This window comes from Thalassospira sp. MCCC 1A03138, assembly GCF_002115785.1.
GTDB lineage: Bacteria > Pseudomonadota > Alphaproteobacteria > Rhodospirillales > Thalassospiraceae > Thalassospira.
Map to the genome: position 1 here is coordinate 230,547 of NZ_JFJY01000002.1, position 21,277 is coordinate 251,823.

16 protein-coding genes are annotated in these 21,277 nt (G+C 55.7%); 9 read left to right on the top strand and 7 right to left on the bottom strand.

Going from position 1 to position 21,277, the window contains the following annotated elements; translation table 11 throughout:
• The first annotated feature begins 29 nt into the window (after positions 1–29).
• The 9 genes from TH468_RS05845 to TH468_RS05885 all read left to right on the top strand — a co-directional run bounded on the left by TH468_RS05845 (position 30) and on the right by TH468_RS05885 (position 11,293).
• Entirely contained in the window at positions 30–1,337 is a 1,308-nt protein-coding gene (locus TH468_RS05845) for an OmpP1/FadL family transporter (RefSeq protein ID WP_085642628.1), read from the top strand.
• A gap of 98 nt (positions 1,338–1,435) precedes the next feature.
• Positions 1,436–3,127 carry a long-chain fatty acid--CoA ligase gene (locus TH468_RS05850; protein WP_085643001.1) on the top strand — a complete coding sequence of 564 codons (1,692 nt, stop codon included), beginning with the start codon at positions 1,436–1,438 and terminating at the stop codon, positions 3,125–3,127.
• 104 nt (positions 3,128–3,231) lie between these two features.
• Complete coding sequence (locus tag TH468_RS05855) at positions 3,232–3,636, top strand: MerR family DNA-binding transcriptional regulator (RefSeq protein ID WP_085642629.1); 405 nt, start codon at positions 3,232–3,234, stop codon at positions 3,634–3,636.
• Positions 3,637–3,683: 47 nt separating this feature from the next.
• Positions 3,684–4,820, top strand: coding sequence for a thiolase family protein (locus tag TH468_RS05860; protein ID WP_062950362.1), 1,137 nt, complete (start codon positions 3,684–3,686; stop codon positions 4,818–4,820).
• Positions 4,820–7,144, top strand: a complete 2,325-nt coding sequence (locus tag TH468_RS05865) for a 3-hydroxyacyl-CoA dehydrogenase/enoyl-CoA hydratase family protein (RefSeq protein ID WP_085642630.1) — start codon at positions 4,820–4,822, stop codon at positions 7,142–7,144. Before TH468_RS05860 ends, TH468_RS05865 begins: the two co-directional genes overlap by 1 nt.
• Positions 7,145–7,162: 18 nt before the next feature.
• Positions 7,163–8,947: an acyl-CoA dehydrogenase C-terminal domain-containing protein gene (locus TH468_RS05870; protein ID WP_085642631.1), complete on the top strand. Its 1,785-nt coding sequence runs from the start codon at positions 7,163–7,165 to the stop codon at positions 8,945–8,947.
• Between the two features lie 55 nt (positions 8,948–9,002).
• Positions 9,003–9,533: a thioesterase family protein gene (locus TH468_RS05875; protein ID WP_085642632.1), complete on the top strand. Its 531-nt coding sequence runs from the start codon at positions 9,003–9,005 to the stop codon at positions 9,531–9,533.
• A 38-nt stretch (positions 9,534–9,571) separates the two neighbouring features.
• Positions 9,572–10,378 (top strand): enoyl-CoA hydratase/isomerase family protein, encoded by an 807-nt coding sequence (locus tag TH468_RS05880; protein WP_085642633.1) that lies wholly within the window; start codon positions 9,572–9,574, stop codon positions 10,376–10,378.
• 21 nt (positions 10,379–10,399) lie between these two features.
• Positions 10,400–11,293, top strand: coding sequence for an NAD(P)-dependent oxidoreductase (locus TH468_RS05885; protein ID WP_085642634.1), 894 nt, complete (start codon positions 10,400–10,402; stop codon positions 11,291–11,293).
• 224 nt (positions 11,294–11,517) lie between these two features.
• On the opposite strand, the gene TH468_RS05890 is transcribed toward TH468_RS05885, so the two are convergent.
• The 7 genes from TH468_RS05890 to TH468_RS05920 form a co-directional block, all read right to left on the bottom strand.
• Entirely contained in the window at positions 11,518–12,000 is a 483-nt protein-coding gene (locus TH468_RS05890; RefSeq protein ID WP_085642635.1) for a hypothetical protein, read from the bottom strand.
• 139 nt (positions 12,001–12,139) lie between these two features.
• Entirely contained in the window at positions 12,140–14,233 is a 2,094-nt protein-coding gene (gene mdoH / locus TH468_RS05895; protein ID WP_246832226.1) for a glucans biosynthesis glucosyltransferase MdoH, read from the bottom strand.
• A gap of 111 nt (positions 14,234–14,344) precedes the next feature.
• Entirely contained in the window at positions 14,345–16,135 is a 1,791-nt protein-coding gene (locus TH468_RS05900) for a glucan biosynthesis protein (protein WP_246832227.1), read from the bottom strand.
• A gap of 338 nt (positions 16,136–16,473) precedes the next feature.
• Positions 16,474–18,072, bottom strand: a complete 1,599-nt coding sequence (locus TH468_RS05905; RefSeq protein ID WP_085642638.1) for a gamma-glutamyltransferase family protein — start codon at positions 18,070–18,072, stop codon at positions 16,474–16,476.
• An 18-nt stretch (positions 18,073–18,090) separates the two neighbouring features.
• Positions 18,091–19,611 (bottom strand): tripartite tricarboxylate transporter permease, encoded by a 1,521-nt coding sequence (locus TH468_RS05910; RefSeq protein WP_062950340.1) that lies wholly within the window; start codon positions 19,609–19,611, stop codon positions 18,091–18,093.
• Between the two features lie 17 nt (positions 19,612–19,628).
• Entirely contained in the window at positions 19,629–20,180 is a 552-nt protein-coding gene (locus TH468_RS05915; RefSeq protein ID WP_085642639.1) for a tripartite tricarboxylate transporter TctB family protein, read from the bottom strand.
• Complete coding sequence (locus TH468_RS05920) at positions 20,177–21,121, bottom strand: tripartite tricarboxylate transporter substrate binding protein (protein ID WP_085642640.1); 945 nt, start codon at positions 21,119–21,121, stop codon at positions 20,177–20,179. Before TH468_RS05920 ends, TH468_RS05915 begins: the two co-directional genes overlap by 4 nt.
• Between the last annotated feature and the right edge of the window lie 156 nt (positions 21,122–21,277).

Consider the following 21,277-nt stretch of genomic DNA (forward strand, 5'->3'; position numbering starts at 1 on the left):
CAAAACCGTTATGATCCAGGGAGAAACCCATGACGTCCAAATTCAAGAAAAGCTGCCTGTGGGGGGCAGCTTCCGGAACAGCACTCATCTGCGCACTTGCGGCAAGCGGCAGCGCCCATGCTTCAGGCTTTCAGCTTCGCGAAGTCAGTGGCAGTCTACAGGGTTCGTCCTTTGCTGGCATGTCCACACAAACGGATGATGCATCGCAAATATTCTTCAACCCAGGCTCTGTTGGCCAACTCCGAGAATCGACCTATTCGGTGGGCACAAGCCTTGTAATGCCAAATGTGAAACTCAAAAGCGGCAGCTTTACCTCAAGCACACTTACTAACGCGGCAGGCAGCGTATCAAACGCTACCTACGGAGATATGGGTCAGGATGCCCTTGTTCCAAATGCGCATGCCGTCTGGACATTGACAGACCAGCTTAATCTGGGCATCTCGCTCACAACACCTTGGGGGTTAGTAACCGACTATGAAAGCGACTTTGCCGGTCGTTTCTTCGGCACCACATCCGCCATCAAAACAGCGAACGTCAAACCCGTTCTGGCCTACCGTTTTGACAATGGACTTTCCGTTGGTGGCGGGGCGCAGATCCAATATATGGATGCACGTCTGGCCAAAGCCGTGGGCTTTGGTGCCGGCGAGGGTAATGGCGATGTTACCGGTGACGACCTTGCCGCAGGCTGGACTGCCGGTATGAACTGGGAACTGCCGACCGGCACCCGTATCGGGGCATCCTATGTTTCGGAAATCACCCACAACCTGAAAGGCGACATCACGTTTGATAGCGCTGCCCAAGCTGGTGGGTACCGTAATCAAACGGCAGAAGCCAAAGTTACCACCCCCGAATACATTACCTTTGGCATTGCACAGGATATTGGGGAAAAATGGACGATCATGGCTGATGGTCAGTGGACCAATTGGGAATCGATTGGAACACTGAACTTCAGATATGGTGGCGACACCAACGTCAACTTCGCTGGAAACCAGAACAGCACTGCTGACGTCTATAACTGGAGCAGTTCCTGGTTCTATTCGCTCGGCGCTAAATATCGCTACGATGAAAACTGGACCTTCCGCGGTGGTGTGGCCTACGATCAGACACCCATATCTGACGAATACCGTTCTGTTCGTATTCCGGATTCAAACCGTTACTGGTTATCTCTTGGCGCATCGTACAAAGTCGCAGACTGGGCCGACGTAAGTCTCGGTTACACTCATATCTTTGCCCACAACTCAACCGTCAATCACACAGAAACCAATGTCGGCACCTTCAGAGGTGAATACGAATCAGAGGTCGACATCATCGCTCTACAGGCGAAATTCCAGTTCTGATCGGTTATACTGTTCGATGCGGGATGGCGGCTTGCCATTCCGCATCGGGCGGTTTTTTTTGCCCGCAAAGTGACGTTAACGTAATGGAGTTAACGCGTATGAACCAAATAAACGTCCAAGACGCGCCTGTCCTGCAAAATGGTGTCGATGTCAGCTCGCCGGTGCGCATGCGCCCGGTTCACGAGATTTTTGATGATGCGGCAAAGCGTTTTGCCACGCGCCCATGTCTTGATTTCCTGGGTCGAATTTACGACTACGAAGACATTTCCAGACAAATTGATCGCGTCGCCGAAGGCTTTCATCAGCTGGGCGTGCGTAAAGGCGACAAGGTCGGGCTGTGCCTGCCCAACACGCCTTACTACGTGATCTGCTATTATGCCGTGCTGAAATGCGGCGGTGTCGTTGTCAATTTTAACCCGCTTTATGCCAAGCGCGAAATCGCCTATCAGATCGAGGATTCCGGTTGCCGCCTGATGGTAACGCTTAATCTGAAGCAGATTTATTCCAAGGTTGCCGATTGCCTTGATGTAACCTGCCTGAAGCGGATCGTCGTCTGCGAGATGAGCGATATCCTTCCCCCGGTCAAAAGCGTTCTTTTCAGCCTGTTCAAACGCAGCGAGCTTGCCGAAATCCCCAGGGATCTGCGTCATATCCCCTTCTCGCGACTGACTGACTGCAAACCCATAAACTTCGTTGCCGACGTAACGGTCAACGATCTGGCCGTGCTGCAATATACCGGTGGTACAACCGGTCGCCCCAAGGGGGCAATGCTGACCCACGGGAATCTCAGCGCCAATGTCGATCAGCTGACACGCTGGATGCCCGATGCAAATCCGGGGCACGAAGTCACGCTGTGTGTGCTGCCATTCTTCCATGTCTTTGCCATGACCGTGGCACTGAACACATCGATCAATCTCGGGGCGGAACTTGTTCTGCAGCCGCGCTTTGAACTTGATGCGTTGTTAAAGGCACTCGACAAGAAAAACGTCACGATCTTCCCCGGTGTGCCGACGATCTACACGGCGATTAATAACTCGCCGGAAACGCTCAAACATGATCTGTCTTCGGTCCGTTGCTGCATTTCGGGCGGCGCGCCGCTTCCTGTTGAAGTCAAACACCGTTTTGAAGAAATCACCGGCGCCAAACTGGTCGAAGGCTATGGCCTGACAGAAGCCAGCCCGGTCTGCACATGCAATCCGGTCAAGGGCGTGAATAAGGAAGGATCAATCGGCATTCCGATGCCCGGCGCCGAAATCCAGATCAGGTCGCTTGACCGACCGGATCAAATCATGCCGACCGGCGAGAAAGGCGAGGTTTGCGTTCGCGGTCCGCAGGTGATGCCCGCATACTGGCAGAACGAGACGGCAACCAGAGAAACCTTTGTCGATGGCTGGCTCAAGACCGGCGATGTGGGCTATGCCGATCAGGACGGATATATCTTTCTGGTTGATCGGCTTAAAGACGTCATCCTGTGCAGCGGTTACAATGTCTATCCGCGCGCCATCGAAGAAGCGCTTTATCTGCACGAACAGATCGCCGAGGTCACCGTAATCGGCGTTCCGGATCAATATCGCGGTCAGGCGCCCAAGGCCTTTGTACGTCTGAAGGACAATGTCACCGATGTAACCGCCGAAGATCTTCGAACCTTCCTTGACGACAAGATTTCGAGAATCGAGATGCCGCGCGAAATCGAGATCAGGGAAGAACTTCCAAAAACCATGGTCGGCAAATTGTCGAAGAAGGAACTGGTCGAGGAAGAGCGCCTGAAGCGCGAGGGAAAAGCACAATAATTCAATACGTTAATGTCACGTCACACAGAATGGAAAAAATCCAAGTGACGTTAACGTAAACTAATTGACGTAAAGATAAAAATATATACCATAAGGGCGATCAAATGACGAAAATTGACGACCGGTTTTATACCGTTCCCGAACTGGCGGAGAATCTGGGGGTCACACCACGCACCATCCGGTTTTACGAACAAAAGGGTCTCGTAGCACCACAGCGCGCTGGCACCACCCGGATTTATACCCGTCAGGACAGGGCAAGAATGCTGATCATCCTGCGGGGCAAGAGGCTGGGTTTCACGCTGAAGGAGATTGCAGATTATCTGGATCTTTATGGCGCAGACCCCACCCAGGCCGAGCAGATCAAAATGCTGCTGACCCGGGTTCGGGAACGGATAGAAGCCCTGGAAGATCAACGCCAGGCACTGGACATCACTTTGGATGAATTGCGTGACATCGAACAACAATCGATTGATGCGCTTAAAGAAAAAGGACTCGATCCGGTAGCGTAACAATTGCTTTCCGGAATCGCTGACAGCTCAGGAAGGAATACTTCGCCATGACCAATGCCGTTATTGCCGGATATGTCCGGTCGCCTTTCACCCCGGCACGCAAAGGTGCCCTTGCCAAGGTCCGTCCTGACGATCTTGCGGCACAGGTCGTCAAAGGTCTGGTGGATAAAACCGGTATCGATCCCAACACGATCGAGGATCTGGTTCTGGGCTGCGCCTTCCCCGAAGGCGAACAGGGTCTTAACGTCGCCCGCCTGATCACGTTCCTTGCCGGTCTGCCGCGCTCGGTCGGCGGTGTTACGGTCAACCGTTTCTGCGGATCATCCATGCAGTCGATCCATCAGGCAGCAGGCGCAATCGCGATTGGTGCCGGTGATGCCTTTATCTGTGCCGGTATCGAAAGCATGTCACGCGTGCCGATGATGGGCTTCAACCCGATGCCGAACCCGGCCCTGTATAAGGAAATGCCCGAGGCATATATGGGCATGGGTGATACGGCGGAAAACGTCGCAACCAAATACAGCCTGTCGCGCGCCGATCAGGAAGCCTTTGCCGTTGAAAGCCATAAAAAGGCCGCCGCCGCACAGGCAGCAGGAAAATTTGTCGATGAAATCATCCCGATTGAAGGCCCCGATGGCACAATCGCCGAAGACGGCTGCATTCGCGGCGACACCACAGCCGAAGGTCTGGCCGATCTGAAACCGGCTTTCAAGGCGGATGGTGTTGTGACTGCGGGCACATCCTCGCCGCTGACCGACGGTGCATCTGCCGTTCTGGTCTGCTCCGAGGAATACGCAAAAAAACACGGCCTCACACCGCTGGCACGGATCAAATCTGTCGCTGTTGACGGTTGCCTGCCGGAAATCATGGGGATCGGCCCGGTTGGTGCCTCGAAAAAGGCACTGGCGCGCGCTGGTATCAAGGCATCCGACCTTAATGTCGTTGAACTGAACGAAGCATTCTCGTCGCAGGCAATGGCCAGCATTTCCGACCTTGGCCTGGATATCAAAACCGTCAATATCGATGGCGGCGCACTGGCCATCGGGCATCCGCTGGGGGCAACGGGTGCGCGTATCGTTGGCAAGGCCGCCGCCCTTCTTAAACGTGAAGGCGGCAAATACGCACTTGCCTCGCAATGTATTGGCGGGGGTCAGGGGATCGCGACCATTCTGGAGGCGATGTAATGACCAGCATCAAACAGGTCGCCGTTATCGGCGCCGGTGTTATGGGGGCTGGGATTGCCGCCCATATCGCCAACTCGGGCACGCCCGTGCTGTTGCTTGATATCGTTCCCGCAGGATCAAAAAACCGCAACGCGGTGGCCGAAGGTGCGGTTGCCAAAATGCTGAAAACCGATCCGGCCCCGTTCATGTCCAAACGTGTGGCAAAGCTGATCACGTGCGGCAATATCGAGGACGACCTTGATAAGCTTTCCAAATGTGACTGGATCGTCGAGGCCGTCATCGAACGCCTTGATATCAAACAGGATCTGTATCGCAAGATTGACGCGGTTCGCGCCAAGGGCTCGGTTGTCTCGTCAAACACCTCGACCATTCCGCTGGCCACACTGATCGATGGCATGGGCGACGGGTTTGCACAGGATTTCATCATCACGCATTTCTTCAACCCGCCGCGCTATATGCGTCTGCTGGAACTGGTCGGATCAAACGTCACCCGAAACGGCGTCATCGACATGGTCGAGCAATTTGCCGATCATAAACTGGGCAAGACCTGTGTCATCTGCCATGACAAGCCGGGCTTTATCGCCAACCGCCTTGGTGTCTACTGGATTCAGGCCGCCATGGTCGAAGCGATGGATCGGGGATTGACTGTCGAAGAAGCCGACAGCGTCATCGGTCGCCCGTTCGGTATTCCCAAAACCGGTGTCTTTGGCCTGATGGATCTGGTGGGTCTGGATCTGATGCCCCATGTGCAATCCAGCATGGCAGGTGCCCTTGATAAATCCGATCCGTTCCACTCGATTTACCGCGAAAGCGATCTGGTCGGCAAACTGATCGCGGATGGCTATACCGGTCGCAAGGGCAAGGGCGGTTTTTACCGTCTGAACCGTGAAGGTGGCGAAAAGGTCAAGGAATCGGTCAATCTTCAGACCGGTGAATTCGCCAGATCGGAAAAAGCCCGCCTTGAAAGCGTCCGTTCTGCCGGTAAAGACCCGCGCAAAATGATGGAAGCAAAGGACAAGGGGGGCCTTTATGGTCGTGCCGTGATGGCCAAAACCCTTGCCTATGCCGCCTTCATCGCCGAAGAAGCCGCCAATTCGATTGTCGATGTCGATGACGCGATGAAACTTGGCTATGCGTGGAAAACCGGTCCGTTCGAACTGATCGATGCCATCGGGGTCGATACCCTGATTGCCATGCTTGAAGCGGACGGTATCGAGGTCCCGGCATTACTCAAAAAGGCGGCCGGAAAATCGTTTTACAAGGTCGAAAACGGCACGCTGTTCTTCCTTGGTTTTGATGGCAAATATGCCGACGTCGTTCGTCCGGACGGTGTTCTTCTGCTTGAAGACATCAAACGCAAATCCGAACCGGTTGTCGGCAACCGCGCCGCATCGCTTTGGGATATCGGTGACGGCGTCGCCTGCCTTGAATTCCATACCAAAATGAATGCGCTTGATGCCGATGTTCTTGGCATGATCAAGACATCCATCCGGACTGTCAAAAAGCAGTTCAAGGCGATGGTGATCTATAACGAAGGCAGTAATTTCTCCGCCGGGGCCAACCTTGGTCTGGCGCTGTTTGCCGCCAATATCGCCGCGTGGCCGGAAATCGAAAACCTCGTTGAAACCGGTCAGGAAACCTACAAGGCCCTGAAATATTCGCCCTTCCCGGTTGTTGGCGCGCCCAGCGGCATGGCATTGGGTGGTGGCTGCGAGGTCCTTTTGCATTGTGATGCCGTACAGGCCCATGGGGAAACCTATATCGGTCTGGTCGAACCCGGCGTTGGCCTGATCCCGGCCTGGGGCGGGTGCAAGGAAATGATCCGTCGCTGGTCCGAAAACCCGAAATTCCCCAAGGGCCCGATGGCACCAAGTGCCAAGGCGTTTGAAATCATTTCGGTGGCAACCGTTGCCAAATCCGCAATGGAAGCCAAGGAAAACCTGTTCTTCCGCGAGGGTGATGGCATCACCATGAACCGCAACCGTCTGCTGGCCGATGCCAAGGCGCGCGCGCTTTCCATGGTCGATGGTTACGAAGCCCCCGAAGAATTCACCTATCGCCTGCCCGGCGAAAGCGCACGGGTCGCCTTCGAAATGGCGGTTGATGGTTTCTATCGTCTGGGCAAGGCCACCGATTACGACCGTGTCGTCGCAGGTGAACTTGCCAGGGTTCTGGCCGGTGGTGACACCGACGTCACCGAAGAACTTTCCGAAGACGACATTCTGGAACTGGAGCGCGAAGGCTTCATGCGTCTGGTCCGCAACGAAGGCACCATGGCCCGGGTCGAACATATGCTTCTGACCGGCAAGCCGTTGCGAAACTAGGACGAGGAGGACAGAAAAATGGCCCAATATAAAGCACCGCTGCGCGACATGCGCTTCGTCCTGACCGAACTGTTTGACTATAACGACATCAACCAGATGCCCGGATGCGAGGATTTCACACCGGACGTCGTCGATGCCGTTCTCGAAGAAGCCGCCAAGGTCTGCGAGGAACTCCTGTTCCCGATCAACCGCACAGGTGACGAGGAAGGCTGTCATTGGGATGATGGTGTTGTCACCACGCCCAAGGGCTTCAAGGAAGCCTATCAGACCTTTGCCGAAGGCGGATGGACCGGCATTGCCTGCGATCCCGCCTATGGCGGTCAGGGTGCGCCGAAAACGATCAATGCCCTGGTCGAGGAAATGATCTGTTCGACCAACCTGTCATTCGGGATGTATCCGGGCCTGTCTTTTGGGGCCTATGCCGCCCTTCACAGCCACGCCTCGGACGAACTGAAGGACAAATATCTTCCGAAAATGGTCGAAGGCACGTGGGCTGGCACCATGTGCCTGACCGAACCGCATTGCGGTACCGATCTTGGCATCATCAAGACCAAGGCCGAACCGCGTGAAGACGGGTCTTATGCCATTTCCGGCACCAAGATTTTCATCTCGGCCGGGGAACATGACCTGACGGAAAACATCATCCATCTGGTTCTGGCGAAACTGCCCGATGCGCCCAAGGGGACCAAGGGCATTTCCCTGTTCCTGGTCCCGAAATTCATGGTTGGCGATGACGGATCGCTTGGCGATCGCAACGCGGTCAAATGCGGGTCGATCGAACACAAGATGGGCATCAAGGCATCCGCCACCTGTGTCATGAACTTTGATGGCGCAATCGGCTATCTGGTCGGCGAACCCCATCAGGGCATGCCCGCCATGTTCACCATGATGAACCAGGAACGCCTTTCGGTCGGTATTCAGGGTCTTGGACTTGGCGAAGCCGCCTATCAGGGGGCGGCTGCCTATGCCCGTGACCGCCTGCAAGGAAGGGCATTGACCGGCCCCAAAAGCCCCGACAAACCTGCCGACTCCCTGCTGGTACATCCCGATGTACGCCGGATGCTTCTGACCGCACGCGCGACCAACGAAGGATGCCGGGCAATGGGCATATGGGTGGCGCGCGCGCTTGATACCGCCAAACACCATGCCGATCCGGTCAAACGCGAAGAAGCCGACGAATTCGTCCAGCTCATGACGCCAATCGTCAAGGCCCTGTTCACCGATTGGGGCTTTGATAACACCAATCTCGGCGTGCAGGTCTTTGGCGGCCACGGTTACATCCGGGAATGGGGTATGGAACAATATGTTCGTGATGCCCGCATCGCCCAGATTTACGAAGGCACCAACGGCATTCAGGCCCTTGATCTTGTCGGGCGTAAAATGCCGGCAAAGGCCGGTCGTTACCTTCGGCGCTTCTTCCACCCGGTACAGGAATATATCGAAGCCAATGTCTCGAAGGACGGGCTTGGCGATTTCATCCAGCCACTGGCAAAGGCCTTCATGCGTTTGCAGCAGGCAACCGGTGAACTGGCCCAACGCGGCATGAAAAACCCGAACGAAGCCGGGGCTGCAGCCACCGAATTCCTGCGTCTGTTTGGTCTGGTCGCGGTTGGCTACATGTGGGCCCGCATGGCGGAAATCGCGTTGGCGAAACAGGACGACGATCCGGACGGTTTCTATAAGGCCAAACTGATCACCGCCAAATTCTATATGGAACGCATCCTGCCGCAGTCCGGCGCGCTGTTCAGCGCGATGATGGCCGGGTCCGACACCATGATGGAACTGGACGAGGATCTGTTCTGATCATGCAAACGGGCCGCATCCCTCAACCGGCATATATCGGCACAAGGAGCCTGTCGTGAATCTGATTTTCCGACTGATCCGTGTGCTGGTCTTGTCCTGGTTGCGGCCCGGTCTGCATCCGCTTGATCCGTCTGTCTTGTCATTCCGGGCGTGGCCATTGGATCTGGATATCAATGTCCATATGACCAATTCGCGCTACTTCGCCCTGATGGATCTCGGACGCACCGAACTGATCCTGCGCAACGGCATTGCCAGACAGATGCTTAAACGCAAATGGCAGCCGGTCGTGTCCGGGTCCACCATGCGGTTCAAGCGCGCGATCAAACCGTTTCAGCGCTTCAAACTCGAAACCCAGGCCCTTTATTGGGACGAAAAGGGTTTCTATCTGGAACAGCGCTTTACCGCGAAGGGCAAAACTCTGGCACTTGGCGTTGTGAAAGCCGTGTTTGTCGGCCCCGATGGCATCGTCCCGCCCGAACAGATTTGCAGGCTGGTGGGTGCGGATGAAACGTCACCGGTCATGCCCGACTGGCTTTCAGGCTGGCCGGACATGGAAACCGCCATCGAAGCACGGCTTGCCGCCTGACAAGAATAACCGGGCACAAACCCGCGGGAGGAATTCTTATGACTTCAAATGATGCCGTCTTGCTGTCGATCACCGATCAGATCGCAACGATCACAATGAACCGGCCCGACCGGATGAATGCGCTTGATCAATCCATGATCGAAGGATTTGGCACCGCGCTTGACCGGATCGAGGCGGAAATTGCCAATATCGGCGCGGTCATTATCGAAGGATCAGGCGGCACTTTCATGGCGGGCGGCGATGTTAAGTTCTTTTATGAATTGTCGCAAAACCCGGCCGAAGAATCCCGCCCCCAGATCGAAACCATGATCAACCGGGTCCATGACATCATCATCCGCCTAACCGCCCTGCCCCGTCCGGTTATTGCAAAGCTCGAAGGGGCGGTTGCCGGGTTTGGCATCAGCCTGATGAATGCCTGCGACCTTGCGGTTGCTGCCGAGGAAACCGTTTTCACACTGGCCTATATCCATATCGGCACATCACCCGACGGCGGATCAACCCATTCGCTGCCCCGCCTTGTCGGCATGAAAAAGGCCAAGGAAATCGCCTTTCTGGGTGACCGGTTCACCGCGACCGACGCCCACGAATGCGGCCTGATCAACAAGGTCGTCCCCGCCGATCAACTGGCATCGGCGACAGCCAAATATGCGACACGCCTTGCCGACGGTCCGCGCGACGCCCTTGCCCGAACCAAGGCGTTGCTCAACACCGCGCTTGAACATGATCTGGCCGAACAATTGGAACTGGAAGCCACCGCCTTCGCCGATTGCGCCGGAAGCCACGACTTCCGCGAAGGTGTCAGCGCCTTTGTCGAAAAACGCAGCCCGCAATTTGGCAAATCATAAGAAAATTCAGGGAAGAAAATCATGGCAAGTTTAGCTGGCAAAACACTGTTCATCACCGGCGCATCGCGCGGGATCGGCAAGGCAATCGCGCTGCGTGCGGCACGCGACGGGGCAAATGTCGCGATCATCGCCAAAACTGATGAACCCCATCCCAAACTGCCCGGCACCATTCACAGTGCTGCCGCCGAGATCGAGGAAGCCGGTGGCAGGGCACTCGCCCTTAAAACCGACATTCGCGAAGAAGACCAGATCGCCGATGCCGTCGCCAGAACCGTTGATGCCTTTGGCGGGATCGACATCCTGATCAACAATGCCAGTGCGATCAATCTGACCCCGACCCTGCAAACACCGATGAAACGGTTTGACCTGATGTATCAGGTCAACACCCGGGCCAGTTTCGCCTGCGCGCAGGCCTGCCTGCCGCATCTGATGAAATCCGATAATCCGCATATCCTGACCATGTCGCCACCGCCCAACCTGTCGGCACAATGGTTTGCCAATCACACGGCCTATACGATTTCAAAATACGGTATGAGCCTGGTGACGCTGGGTCTTGCTGCCGAATTCGAAGACGAAGGTGTCGCTGTCAACTCGCTTTGGCCCGTAACCGTGATCGAAACCGCCGCCCTTAACATGATCCCCGGTCTTGAACAGGGTCGCGCACGTAGCCCCGAAATCCTTGCCGATGCCGCGCACGCCATCCTGACATCCCCCGCACGCGACGTTACGGGGGGCTTCTTCACCGATGAAAGCGTGCTCGAAGCCATCGGGATCACCGATTTCGAACCCTACAACCTGACACCGGGCAAGGCTCCTTACCCGGACTTCTTCCTTGAAATGGACCGGAACGGCAAAAACGATCCGGCCGTCGCCCGGCTTCTTGAAAAACTGTCCGCGGCACGCAAGGCCGCCTGAACCCTTTTTCGTCGGCGTTGGGGAGTGTGTGCCCTGACGTCATCGGGATCTGATTTCAATCGGGATCAGGTCCCACTCGCCCGCTGAACTCGACCCGCCCTTTTGGGCGGGTTCTTTTTTGGCCCGATGCACAAACAACAAAGCACCGCCTTTATGGCAGTGCTTCGTTGGTAATGCGCAAGTGACGTTGAGGGTAAGACAAGTCAGCGCAAATCTTTAAATTCTTAGGACGCGGCGCGACGATCCAGCGACTGGCGCGGCATCACACAGCTTTTAACCGCCGGAGTCGGGCACATCATCTGTACCGACAGGGCAAGGGCCAGGTCATTGTTGCTGTGCTCACGATCCAGAAAACGCTCGGACCATGCCTTGTCGCAGTTGGCCGACAGGAAAGCACAGCGCATCATGGCAAAGCCCGAAGAACCAAAACAGTTGTTCTGGCCGCTCAGATCGGCAAACCAGCTTGCGATGGCATCGTGGGCCGCCTGATCAAGGATGTCCTGCATGCTTTCTTTTTCCGTTGTCGCAACGGAGTCCTGCTGCAACGCGGTACGCAACTCGTTCACCAGACGCTGATGGGCGTGCGGATTATCAACGCTAAACGAGCGCAACCATGCACGCGCGGTCTCGTCGATCAGACGGGTCACTGCGGCAGATTCAAAAGCAGCGTAGGCGTAACCTTTGGATGCGATGGTCAGGTCAGTCATGTTTGCGGCCCCTTCGGGCTAAATGGCGACAATCGGCGATTAACTCTTTGGTAAGGATTATGATCACCGAAAAACCGCGGCATATTTTGATCAAATCGGGGCGTTTTTGTGGCGCGACCCATGCAAGAAAATCAATGCACTATGACGAATTAGCAGGCAGCTTTGCATTTTCGTCCTTTTTCCCCGCCATGATCTGGTCAAGCGGCTTGACCGGCCACGACAGGATCTTAAGCTTCTCGTCCCGTGTCAGGCTTTCGACCCCCAACCGGGCCAGCTTTTCATAGATGATCCCGATCTCGATCTGGGTCCGACGGTCGGGTTTGCGCGCGGGCAAAAGGGCCGAATGCAATGCGTTGGCAAACGGATCCTCGATCAGGCGCAGCAACCCGTCTTTGACATCCTCATCAGGTGCTTCCGCCGTCAGGCGCGCCAATGTCGCAAGTTCTTCGGGTGATTCGGTTTCTTCCGGTGTCACAAAAAGCTTCATCCGGCGCGCGGCACGCCCGATGGCAAGGCTGCTTGACCAATGCGTCAGCCACGGCGCCAGAACAAGCCCCGCCAGAATTGGCGACAGCCACCAGAAGAACGCCGTATCCACAAACAGCGCCACCGCCCCCCAGATAAGGCCGATCACGATGATCGTCCGATGGGTTTTAAGTGCGGCCTTAAACGGCACACCGGTATCATCACGTTCCTGCGCGTCCCAACCCACCTGATTGCCGGTCAGAACCGAAAACACGAACTGCGCATGCAGCATCATCATGATCGGTGCCTGCAATGCGGAATAAAGCGTTTCAAGGATACCGCTCGCCAGCACCATGACCCCACCGTATTTCTTCCGGTCACGGCCAAGGCAAACCATCAGGATCGAGATGATTTTGGGCACCACCAGCATACCGATGGTAAAGACCAGCAGCACCAGCATCTCGAACGACCGATCAACCGGCCATTGCGGGAACATCGTGAACTGGCTGGGGAAGAAGCTATAGGTCAGTTGCGTGTTCTGCAGCGTCGCAATCGTCGAAGACAGCAACAGCAAAAGCCACAGCGGCGAGGAGCCAAAGCTCATGACACCCATAAAGAAATGCAAACGGCTAAGCGGCCTGAATCCCGGCGCAAACAGAAGCCGCGCATGCTGCATATTGCCCTGGCACCAGCGGCGATCACGGATTGCATAATCAATCAGGTTCGGCGGCAATTCTTCCCAGCTACCTTCAAGCTGCGGGATCAGCCAGCAACGCCAGCCTGCCTTGCGCATAAAGGCGGCTTCGACGAAATCGTGGCTCAGGATATGCCCGCCCATCGGCGGCTTGCCCGACAGAACCGGCAACCCACAGCAATCGATGAAAGCCTGCACACGAATGATCGCGTTGTGCCCCCAATAGTTCGAACTGCCCATGCACCAGAATGACAGACCGGCCGACATGGTCGGGCCATGAACGCGCGAAATGAACTGAAGGATACGGGCAAACAGGGTCTGACGGCCGGTCGGCTGCGGCGGGCTCTGGATGATCCCGGCATCGGGGTTGTTTTCCATCAGATAGGCCATATTCACCATGGCCTCGCCAGACATCACACTATCGGCGTCAAAAACGATCATGTGATCGTAATGCGTCGCATAGGTTTCGCAGAATTCCTTAAGGTTCCCCGATTTGCGTTCGGTATTTTCCGCACGACGGCGGAAGAATATCTTGCCGCGCGCTTTCAGATCCGCGCAGGCCTTGGCCCATGCAACTTCCTCGGCGATCCAGATATCCGGGTCGCGGGTATCGGACAGAACAAAGAAATCAAACGCATCAATTTCGCCCGTCGCGGCAAGGCTTTCATAACTCGCACGCAACCCGGCAAACACCCGGTCCGGGTCTTCGTTATAAACCGGGATGACAATCACGTTCTTGGATTTCAACGACCCTTTGCGCGCAATCGGCTTCAACCGTTTCAGCGTAATGGCATCCAACCCGAACCCGCGCAGGAATATCCCGACAATCCCCGTAAAGAAGGACAGCGAAATCCATGCAAAATTGATCATGAAGAACGCAATCACCACCATTTCCATGACGGTAAGCTGATCCGCACCCAATACGTCCGCCATCAGCCACGCGGCATAAGCCGTCGAGAAAATAGATGCCCCGAACAGGAAAATACGCCGTGATCCAACACCCGGCCCCCTCAGCTTAACTGTCGGGTCAAGGTCATCCTCGTGGGCGCCATGATTGGCTGCGCTATCAGGCATGGGATCGGAAATCCGGTTCATAAGGTTTTACTTTTCCCTGAATTCAACTTGCGACTGTCGGGCAAAACGCACCACGCGGGCAATTGTGCCCGCGTGGTGGGGCCAAAGGCGTTAAAACACCCACGGCATCGTCCAGGTTTCACTCAGTACCCTGTCGTCATATTGCAGGAAGGCACGTAAATTTGAACTTTGGGCTTCGCCCGTACCAATCAGATCAAACATCACGCGAACCCCGCCATTTTCCGGATCTTTCATGATACGGACATTGCGTATTTCGGCATTGGACGCGCTGATATTCGCCTTAAGATTCTCAAGATCAGTCAGGTAATATTCAAGCTCTTCACCCGCAAAATTCAATATGAAACGGGTTGCCGCCTGCTCATCATTGCCGCCTGCCGGAATATGCATGATGTGGGTATCGGTCGCCTGCGAAAGTTTGTGCAGGTCACTTCCATCCTGTGTCGCGGCAATCTGATATTCGAATGTCAGCTCGGTTCCCGCTTCGGGCTTGTTCTGCGGCACCCAGAAAGCGACGATATTATCGTTGCTCTCGCTCGGGCTTGGAATTTCGACCAGTTCGACATGGCCTTTGCCCCAATCGCCTTTTGGCGTCACCCAATAACCGGGCTGCTGATCAAAACGGGTATCAAGGTCCTGATAATGGTCAAAGTTCCGGTCACGCTGCAAAAGCCCGAAACCACGCGGATTTTCATCAAGGAACGAACTGATCTGCAAGTTGGCCGGGTTATCAAGCGGCCGCCAAAGCCACTCGCCCTTGCCATTATTGATCAGAAGCCCGTCGCTGGAATGAACTTCTCCGCGATAATCTTCGAACCGGCGCCGTTTCTGTTCCCCATAAAGGAACATGCTGTTCAAGGGGGCAAGACCGATCTTTTCAACGCGATCGCGGAAAAACAGGGTGCTGCTGACATCGACTTTGCTGTTGTCGCCCGGGCGAATGTCGAACCGATAGGCACCGGTTACGCGCACACTATCAAGAAGCGCAAATACCGTGATCGTACGCTCGCCTTCTTTGGGCGCAACGATCCAGAATTCACGAAATACAGGGATTTCTTCGCCGGACGGACCGGCAAGATCAATGGTCAGGCCGCGCGCCATCTGCCCGGCAACCTGATCGCGTCCCTGAATGCGGAAATAGGAAGCGCCAAGGAAGGTCGCCAGTTCATCGCTGCCTGCAACATTACCCAGCGGATAACGCAGACGGAAACCGGCATATCCCTGTGTGGAGAAATCATTACCCGAAAGGCCGGTCTCGCCAAAATCAAACAGCCCCGCCGAATACGGCACAGCCTGCACCTGACCTTCACGAATAAGGTTTATGGCAACCGGCACGTCATACATGTTGCCCGGATGATAAAGGTCGAGTGCAAAACCTGAATTTGCCTGACTGAAAAAGGCACGCTCGGATTTGAAGCGGATTTTCGCGTAATTCTCAGAGCTAAGATTTGCCAGTGCTTCGGGCAACTCACGATGCGGGTTCTCGAACGGTTGCTTTGCAAGATTGCGCGCCCGCTCGATCACCAGTGCCGGATCAAATGCCACCGGTACAGAAACAGCCGGCTTTTCCGGGCCATCCTGTACCCCGGCAGAACCATCATTGGCGGTCTCGGCCGTGGCACTGGCATCAACCGGCTCAACCTGCCCGGCTTGCTCCGGCGATGGGGATGCTGGTGCGGCGGTGCTATCCGCGCTGCCATCGGGCTGTTTTTCCGGGTTGGCTTGCGTCGATGCAGCCGGTTGTGTCCCGGACGGGGTTTCCTTGGCGGTAGTGTCCTGGGCACGTGCAAAATCGCCCGCCCCAAACGTTAAAAACCCTGCTAGCGCAACCGCAAGCAGAGCATGAACCGAGACACTGGTGACACGCTTTTGAAATCTGTACATATTTCCCGTCTGAGTTTTCCAACCGATCGGCGAATTTCCCGCCAAAGATGTTTTGCTTAAAGAACGGGGCAGCAATGTGACAGCATCTTGATAAGAATCCGATGCTGCCAACATTTCAAATTCCGCATCCTGCGTCTTTACGCCTGTCCGGGCGAGACTCAAAGCGGCATTTTTGCATGGGCTATCCCCCTGAAATGCGGTGATTTCTATCTTGACGGGAACAAAAATATAGAATGACCAAGCCCGTCAGATTTTCAAAAGAAAAGGCCGGTCAAATGAATGACCGACCTTTTTCTCAGATGAATTAAGGGGAGCTCATCTGAATCAGGATAGGAAAATCAGTAACCGACAGCACATCCATCCTTGCGCGGATCAGAACCCGCGACATATCCGGCATCGGTTTTCGCAATAAGCTGCGCTCCGCCAAAACCGAAATTGGTGCTGTCGGGGGCCTCAACCTTGATCGCGTGCCCCTTGGCTTTCAGGGCATCAATCACATCCGCCCCGACCGAGGACTCAACGGCAACCTCAAGCCCGGAAAGCGCCTGCCAGCGCGGTGCATCCGCCGCCGTTTGCGGGTCCTGCCCCCAAAGCTGCGTCCGCAGTGTCATCTGCAAATGGCCCTGTGACTGCATCGGGCCGCCCATGACACCAAAGCTCATGACCGGATTGCCGTCGTCCCCCATCAGGAAACCCGGTATGATCGTCTGGAACGGGCGTTTTCCGCCAGCCACCTGATTGGGATGACCGTCTTTCAGGGTGAAACCGAAACCACGGTTCTGCAGGCTGATCGATGTGCCCGGCACAACCACACCGGACCCGAAACCCATATAGTTCGACTGGATGAACGACACCATCATGCCGCTTTCATCCGCCGCCGTGACATAGACCGTGCCGCCATGCTTTGGCGCACCCGCCTTGAAATCCTGCGCCTTGCTGGCATCAATCAATGCCGCACGGGATTTCAGATAATCATCCGACAGCAGATGTTCGACCGTCACATCGCGCATGTGATCCAGATCGGCAACATATTCATGCATATCCGCAAAGGCCAGCTTCATCGCCTCGATCTCAAGATGCAGGGCCTCGACCGAGTCCGGAGCATAATCGGCAATGTTGGTATGACGCAAAATACCCAGCGCAATCAGGGCCGAAATCCCCTGCCCGTTTGGTGGGATTTCATGCAGCTTCACCTTGCCAAAGCTTTGCGAAATCGTTCCGACCCAGTCGGTTTTATGATTGCCAAGGTCTTCCTCGGTAAGCACCGCACCATTTTCCTTGGCAAAAGCCGCAATTTTGGCTGCCAACCGACCGCGATAGAAACTCTCGCCACCGGTCTCGGCGATATCGGTCAGGCTTTCGGCAATCGCACGGTTGATGAACAATTCACCCGCTTTCGGTGCCTTGCCACCGGGCAGGAATGCCTCGGCAAAGCCCGGCTGCTTACCCAAAAGATCGCCGCCCTTTTCCCAAAGGGTCGCGATGATCGGGGAAACGGCAAAACCACGGGTGGCATATTCGATGGCTGGTTCAAACAGCTTTTCAAACGGCAGTTTGCCGAACTTGTCAGAAATTTCGCGCCACGCGGAAACCGCACCGGGGACCGTCACGGCCTCCCAACCACGCTGGGGCATGGCATCCGCCCCGGCAAAACGTTCCGGCGACCATGCAGCAGGCGCACGACCCGATGCATTAAGGCCATGCAGTTCCTTGCCATCCCAGATGATAGCATAGGCATCCGAACCAAGCCCGTTGCCGGTCGGTTCAAGCACCGTCAATGCAATGGCCGATGCCAGCGCAGCATCGGCGGCATTCCCGCCCACAAGCAACATGCGCAAACCGGCCTGTGCGGCCAATGGCTGGGAAGTCGAGACAACATTGCGCGCAAGCACCGGTGACCGGCGTGAGGCATAAAGCGCGTCGTGACGAAGTTTCATTGGAGTCTCCTAATCGGCTTAATCGCCGTCCTGTTCATCGGTGGCGGGACGGTTCTTTTTACGCATTTTAAGGATGGACCGGACGCTGAAGATAACCGACAGCAACGCCGCCGCCAGAAGGATGGCTGAAATCGGACGGGTAAAGAAGGTCGTCCAGTCCGGATCGCTCATCAATGCGCGACGCAGATTGGTTTCGGCAATCGGCCCCAGGATCACACCCAGCACCAGCGGTGCGAGCGGATAATCAAGGCTTTTCAGGCCATAACCAACCAGCCCGATAATTCCCAGAAGATACAGGTCCGTCACACGGTTATTAAGCGCGAACGCCCCAATAACGCAGCAAATGATGACCGTCGGCACGATGAACTGCTTGGGGATGTCCGTCACCCGCAGGAACAGGCGCATGGATGCGACACACACCACCAGCATCATCAGGCTGGAAACGATCATGGCAATGAACATGCCATAGGCCAGATCGGCATGATCCATGATCAGGCGCGGACCAACCGAAATACCGTGCACCATCAATGACGCCATCAGAATGGCATCAACCGCAGAACCGGGGATACCAAGCGCAATCATCGGGATCAGACCGCCACCCGCCGTGGCAGAGTTACCTGCTTCGGATGCGACCACACCATCGGCACAGCCTTCGCCGAATTTTTCCGGGTTTTTGGAACTGCGTTTGGCCTGATCATAGGCCAGCAGATTGGCGATGGATCCACCTGCACCGGGCAGCGCGCCAATCAAAACCCCGATCATCGACGACCGGAACAGATTGACCGGTGCCATCAGGACTTCGCGCATGACTTTCCATGTCTTGAAGTCGATCACATCGGGGATCAGCGCCTGATTGGTTTTCTTGCCATGAATTTCGACCTCGCTCAGAAGCTGGCTGATCGCGAAAATACCAATCAGCACCACAAGGAACGGCAAGCCCGGCATCAGAAGATCGGTATCAAAGGTCAAGCGCGATTTACCCATCATCGGGTCCGGCCCGATGGTCGCAATGCCAAGGCCAATGACGCCCGCGATCAAACCACGGATTAACGAATTCCCGACAAGGCTTGCGACAATCGTCAGCGCAAAGACGATCAGCGCGAAATATTCCCACGGGCCAAGCTTGACCGCAATCAGTGCCAGCGGCGGGGCGGCAACGATCAGAACGATGGTCGAAATCACCGTCCCGAAGAACGACGCCCATACACCCAGTGAAAGGGCCCGGCCCGGTTCCCCCTTGCGCGCCATCGGAAAGGCATCAAAGGTGGTCGCGACCGAACTTGGCGTTCCGGGAATCCCCAGAAGGGCGGCACTGATCAGGCCGCCGGTGTACCCACCGACATAAACCGACAGCATCACCGACACCCCCTGCAACGGTTCCATGGCAAAGGTCAGCGGCAGCGTCAGGATAATTGCCATTGTTACGGTAAAACCGGGGATCGCCGCGGCAATAATCCCGGCAACCGACCCGATCAGCATGTATGTCAGGGTATCAAAGGCAAATACCTGATGGGCCCCGGCAAGAAACGCATCCAGCATAATTTAAACTTTCCCGCCTAACCCGCGAACAGAACACCGCGCGGTAAGAACACATTGAAAACTTCTGCAAACAGCAGGTTCAACCCGACCGAAAAAATCAGGGCGGCGATGATGGACTGAATGACGGTTCGTCGCGAAACACCCGCAATCATCAACTGCACAATCAGCAGAAAGACAAAACTCGCAAGCGAGAACCCGGTCCAGGGCAGAACGCCAAGATAAACCGCGAACAGGACAAACAGACCAATGGCGACCCGACGCACATAAAGCCACTGGGTAAAGGCAGCCCCAACACCCGCAAGGCCCCCCGCCCGCACGATTTCAATGATCGAACGAACAGCCGCAATCAGGCAAAGCACCGCCAGCAGGGCAAAAACAAGCTTGGGAAACGTGCCCGCCCCCAGCGGTTCCCAGCGGGACGTCGGCAAACCGGCCGCCATCGAGGACAGAACAACAGAAACGCCACCAAAAACGATATAGGAGATCAGCCGCGCCAATTCGGTGCGGGCGCGCGAAGCAGCGGATACACCTGTATCCGCTGCTGCTGCCTCCGTCACCTTGACGGTCATCCTTCGAGCTTGCCTACAAGCTTCGCGATGGTCGCGTTAAGCTTATCAAGATAGGCGCTGTATTTTTCCTGACCATAAAACACCGGATCGGCACCGGCATTTTTCATCAGCTTAATCACGTCTTCGCGCTGCATGACCTTTTCGATATGGGCTTCAAGCGCATCAACGGTTTCCTGCGGCGTGCCTTTCGGCAGAACCACACCACGCGTGATCACCAGCTCGGCATCCATGCCAAGTTCCTTAAGCGTCGGGACATCCGGCGCGTCATCGGTGCGTTCCTCGGTGCCAACGGCTGCATAAATCAGATCACCATTGTCGACGAACTGCTTGGCAGACGAGATATCGCCAATCGCGATATCGATGTTGCCACCCATCAGGGCACGGATACGCTCACCCGTGTCGGTGTAACCGACATAGGAAAACTGAAGCCCCATGGCTTCTTCGATCATCGCGATATGAACATGCGGGATCCCGCCCAGCGTCACACCGGCGCGAACGGCACCCGGGTGGGCTTTGGCATAGGCAACCAGTTCTTCAAAGTTCGAAAAATTGTCGTTCTTCGAAAGCGTCAGATACTGCGGCGAGGACGCCACCAGCGCGACCGGAATGAAGCTGTCCCAATTCAGGTCGGTAATCCCGGTCTGGTTCGATACGAGAAGACCTTCGTGAATCTGCGAAATGGTATAACCATCTGCCGGGCGCTTGGCGAATTCGGCAAGGCCGACATTGCCACCCACGCCGGGCATGTTGATAACCGGTACGGCCTGACCGGTTTCTTCGGTAAGGCCCTGGGCAACGATACGCATCAGCGTGTCACTGCCACCACCCGGGCCCCACGGCACGATGAATTCAATCGGTTTTTCGGGATAGCTCTGCGCCTGCGCGGGTGCAGCAAAGGCAGCGGCCATCAAACCGGCGGCTACGGCAATCTTGCGGAACATATGTTCTGCCTCCTGATGAGATTTGATACCTGAGTCTGAACCAATTTATATTTGGTTTGTTCATTTTGTCGCCATATTGTTGGCATTCTTGCATTTGGTTCGCAACTATTAAATCTGGTTAATGCTGATTAATTGCCAGATTAAGCTGATTAACAG

What these genes read in the sequence shown, in the direction of transcription:
- TH468_RS05885 (WP_085642634.1), top strand. Translation starts at nt 10,400, where the DNA reads ATGGCAAGTTTAGCTGGCAAAACACTGTTCATCACCGGCGCATCGCGC.
- TH468_RS05915 (WP_085642639.1), bottom strand. Translation starts at nt 20,180, where the DNA reads ATGACCGTCAAGGTGACGGAGGCAGCAGCAGCGGATACAGGTGTATCC.
- TH468_RS05850 (WP_085643001.1), top strand. Translation starts at nt 1,436, where the DNA reads ATGAACCAAATAAACGTCCAAGACGCGCCTGTCCTGCAAAATGGTGTC.
- TH468_RS05860 (WP_062950362.1), top strand. Translation starts at nt 3,684, where the DNA reads ATGACCAATGCCGTTATTGCCGGATATGTCCGGTCGCCTTTCACCCCG.
- TH468_RS05865 (WP_085642630.1), top strand. Translation starts at nt 4,820, where the DNA reads ATGACCAGCATCAAACAGGTCGCCGTTATCGGCGCCGGTGTTATGGGG.
- TH468_RS05845 (WP_085642628.1), top strand. Translation starts at nt 30, where the DNA reads ATGACGTCCAAATTCAAGAAAAGCTGCCTGTGGGGGGCAGCTTCCGGA.
- TH468_RS05870 (WP_085642631.1), top strand. Translation starts at nt 7,163, where the DNA reads ATGGCCCAATATAAAGCACCGCTGCGCGACATGCGCTTCGTCCTGACC.
- TH468_RS05900 (WP_246832227.1), bottom strand. Translation starts at nt 16,135, where the DNA reads ATGTACAGATTTCAAAAGCGTGTCACCAGTGTCTCGGTTCATGCTCTG.
- TH468_RS05910 (WP_062950340.1), bottom strand. Translation starts at nt 19,611, where the DNA reads ATGCTGGATGCGTTTCTTGCCGGGGCCCATCAGGTATTTGCCTTTGAT.
- TH468_RS05855 (WP_085642629.1), top strand. Translation starts at nt 3,232, where the DNA reads ATGACGAAAATTGACGACCGGTTTTATACCGTTCCCGAACTGGCGGAG.
- TH468_RS05890 (WP_085642635.1), bottom strand. Translation starts at nt 12,000, where the DNA reads ATGACTGACCTGACCATCGCATCCAAAGGTTACGCCTACGCTGCTTTT.
- TH468_RS05920 (WP_085642640.1), bottom strand. Translation starts at nt 21,121, where the DNA reads ATGTTCCGCAAGATTGCCGTAGCCGCCGGTTTGATGGCCGCTGCCTTT.
- mdoH (WP_246832226.1), bottom strand. Translation starts at nt 14,233, where the DNA reads ATGCCTGATAGCGCAGCCAATCATGGCGCCCACGAGGATGACCTTGAC.
- TH468_RS05880 (WP_085642633.1), top strand. Translation starts at nt 9,572, where the DNA reads ATGACTTCAAATGATGCCGTCTTGCTGTCGATCACCGATCAGATCGCA.
- TH468_RS05905 (WP_085642638.1), bottom strand. Translation starts at nt 18,072, where the DNA reads ATGAAACTTCGTCACGACGCGCTTTATGCCTCACGCCGGTCACCGGTG.